The sequence below is a fragment of the Dietzia cercidiphylli genome, assembly GCF_014145145.1.
GTDB lineage: Bacteria > Actinomycetota > Actinomycetes > Mycobacteriales > Mycobacteriaceae > Dietzia > Dietzia natronolimnaea.
In genome coordinates this window covers 1-3146 of the sequence record NZ_JAALEA010000045.1, presented here as the reverse complement: position 1 = coordinate 3146, position 3146 = coordinate 1, and the positions used below count along the sequence as shown (strand labels likewise).

Below are 3146 nucleotides of genomic sequence, written 5' to 3'. Positions count from 1 at the left end.
GGCAGTGGGCCGCGTCCTGTGAGGACGGCCGGGCCCACGTGCGGTATCGCTGAGTGGATGTTGCCGATTCTAGCGCGTCACACCGTGCCCGGACGCGGGAGCGCGTTCTGGGTCCGCCCCGTCGGAGGACTCCCCGACGTTTCCCTCCCCGGCGAGTCGCGCGCGGAGCCTGTCGATCTCCGTCGCCGCCTCCTCGAGCGCCCAGTCGACCTCCGACATCGTGTACCCCCGCGCGGACATCCCGAATCGGACCGATCGCAGATCGTCGCCGGTGAGCGGCCCTTCGGGCAGCATCGTGACCGTGTGTCCCCGCGCCACCGCCGGCAGCGGTTCCGAACGGCCGAAGACCACGATCGACAGGGCGTAGAGCGCCGCCGCCACGATCAGGGTGACCACCACATAGATGACGATGGTGAGCATGCGCGGGAGCCTCTCTCTGGTCCGGGCCGGGCCTCCAGTCTGGCACACGCCTCGCGGCGGTGGACCCGCCCGAGTCAGGCGAGCCCGCGGACCGTTCGCGCAGGTGGGCGGGTTCCCACGATGGAGGCCACCATCTCCACCGAGCGGCGCGTCGCACGCACGTCGTGGGTGCGGAACACGCGGGCGCCCATCATCGCCGCGACGGAGGTCGCCGCCAGGGTGCCCTCGGCGCGGTCGTCGATTCCCGCGTCCAGGGTCTCGCCGATGAAGTCCTTGTTGCTCAGCGCCATCAGGACGGGATGACCGAGGGCCACGATCTCGTCCATCCGCCGCAGGAGCTCGAGACCGTGGAAGGTGTTCTTGCCGAAGTCGTGGGTGGGGTCGACCAGTATCCCGTCCTCGGGGACCCCGGCGGCGAGGGCCCGTTCGGCGGCAGCGGACAGTTCCGAGACCACGTCGAGGACGACGTCGGGGTATCCCACCCGGAAGGGCCGGGTGCGCGGGACCGCACCCCCGGTGTGGGAGCACACGAACCCCGCCCCCGCCTCGCCGGCGGCGGTCAGCACCTCGGGATCGTGCCCCGCCCAGGTGTCGTTGACCAGATCGGCGCCGGCGGACAGGGCGCTGCGGGCGACCGAGCCGCGCCAGGTGTCCACGGAGATGACCACGCCCGGGTGTCTGTCCCGGACCGCCTCGATGAAGGGCACCACCCGCCGGAGCTCCTCCCGGGCGTCCACCAGCTCGCCGGGACCGGCCTTGACCCCACCGATGTCGAGGATGTCCGCGCCGTCCTCCACGCACCGGTCGACCCGGTTCATCGCCGCCACGTCGGTGAAGCTCGCTCCACGGTCGTAGAAGGAGTCCGGCGTGCGGTTGACGATCGCCATCACCAGAGGTCGGTCCACCGGGACGGGGCGCCCGCAGAGCGTCGGAGGCGGCGTCGCGCCCGGTGGCGTCACCGCCGGCCTCCGCAGGCGTCGAGCGCCGCCTCCAGGTCGTCACACACCACGAGGCTGTCGAACGCCTGCGGCTTGACCAGACCGGACTCGACGAGCCCGCCGACCCAGTCCATCAGCGGTCGGTAGAAGCCGATCGGGTCGTAGAGCACGACCGGCTTGTGGTGGAACCCGAGCGAGGCGGAGGTCCACACCTCGAACATCTCCTCCATCGTGCCGATCCCCCCGGGCAGGGTGAGGAACGCGTCCGAGCGCTCCTCCATCTCGCGTTTGCGTTCCCTCATCGTGGTGACCACCACCAGGTCGTCCGCAGCGGTGTCGGCCACCTCACGCACCCGGAGCCCCTCGGGGATGACGCCGACGGTCCGGGCTCCGCCGTCCCGCGCCGCCTCGGCGACCGCGCCCATCATGGACACGTTGCCGCCGCCGGAGACCAGAGACCATCCACGATGGGCGATCCCGTTGCCGACCTCGGTGGCGATCTGCAGCAGCCCGGGGTCGTGGGTCGAGGAGGCGCAGTAGACGCAGACCCGACGGCCGGGAACCGGTGCCATCAACGCTCGACCCCCCGGTGTTCCTCGCCGTACAGGTCTTCACGCTGTTCGGCGGTCAGCGCGGCCCGGTGGTGCGCCTCGCGGATGTACTCCACCGTCTCGGCCACGGAGTCGGTGACCAGGAACAGGTCGAGGTCGGACGCCGAGATCATCCCCTGCTCGACCAGGGTTCCCCGGATCCAGTCCACCAGTGGGGTCCAGAACTCCACTCCCAGCAGGACGATCGGGAACCGGGTGATCTTGTCGGTCTGGACCAGGGTGATGGCCTCGAAGAACTCGTCCAGGGTGCCGAAGCCACCCGGGGTACAGACGAACGCCTGCGTGTATTTGACGAACATCGTCTTGCGGACGAAGAAGTAGCGGAAGTGCAGCCCCAGGTCCACCCAGCGGTTGATCCCCTGTTCCATGGGCAGCTCGATCCCCAGGCCCACGGACTCACCGTCCGCCTCCCACGCGCCCTTGTTGGCCGCCTCCATCTGACCCGGTCCGCCGCCCGTGACCACCGCGTAACCCGCCTCCGCGAGCGCCCGCCCCAGCTCCACCGCCTGTTCGTAGGCGGGATCACCCGGGCGGGTCCGCGCGGACCCGAAGACGCTCACCGCGTCGGGCAGCTCCGCGAGCGCGCCGAACCCGTTGACGAACTCGCTCTGGATGCGCAGGACCCGCCACGGGTCGGTGTGCAACCAGTCGGTGTCCTGGTTGGTGTCCAACAGCCGTTGGTCGGTGGTCGTGCGATCGCCGCCCTTGTCCCGTCGCAGGAGGAGCGGGCCGCGCAGGTGTACTGAATCGTTCGGTGCCATCAGGGGTGGTCTCCTACTGGGGTGGGGTCCGGGCTCGTGATGTCCGGGCTCGCGGGGTCCGGGGTCGTATCAGGTCCGGGCCGTGTCGGGCGCGGGTCGTGTCGGGTCGGGGTCAGCCGGAGGTGGTGAGGTAGGTGCGGAGCACCTCGGCCACCTCGGTGATCTGGGTGGCCGGGCAGTGCTCGTCCCGTGTGTGCGCCAGGCCGGGGTCGCCCGGACCCAGATTGACAGCCGGGACGCCCAGGGCGGCGAACCGTGACACGTCGGTCCATCCGTACTTGGCCCGTACCCGTCCGCCCGCCGCCCGCACCAGCTCGGCCGCGGCCGGGGCGCCGAGGCCGGGCAGTGCCCCCGGGGACAGGTCGGTGAGTTCCCAGTACAGACCGGGGTCTCTCGGCGGCTCCCCGCCGGCGGGG

5 protein-coding genes are annotated in these 3146 nt (G+C 71.1%); all 5 read right to left on the bottom strand.

Annotated elements, in window-relative coordinates:
- Window positions 1–69: 69 nt before the first annotated feature.
- A complete protein-coding gene (locus G6028_RS02405; protein WP_179525592.1) occupies window positions 70–420 on the bottom strand; it encodes a DivIVA domain-containing protein in 351 nt (116 codons plus the stop codon).
- A gap of 74 nt (window positions 421–494) precedes the next feature.
- Window positions 495–1307: a dihydropteroate synthase gene (gene folP / locus G6028_RS02400; protein WP_182657939.1), complete on the bottom strand. Its 813-nt coding sequence runs from the start codon at window positions 1305–1307 to the stop codon at window positions 495–497.
- Between the two features lie 68 nt (window positions 1308–1375).
- Complete coding sequence (locus G6028_RS02395; protein WP_182657938.1) at window positions 1376–1930, bottom strand: LOG family protein; 555 nt, start codon at window positions 1928–1930, stop codon at window positions 1376–1378.
- Window positions 1930–2730, bottom strand: a complete 801-nt coding sequence (locus tag G6028_RS02390; RefSeq protein ID WP_182657937.1) for an LOG family protein — start codon at window positions 2728–2730, stop codon at window positions 1930–1932. The genes G6028_RS02395 and G6028_RS02390 overlap by 1 nt, the downstream gene beginning before the upstream one ends.
- Before the next feature lie 112 nt (window positions 2731–2842).
- On the bottom strand, window positions 2843–3146 hold a 304-nt coding region (locus G6028_RS02385; RefSeq protein ID WP_338404123.1), incomplete at its 5' end, for a M20/M25/M40 family metallo-hydrolase.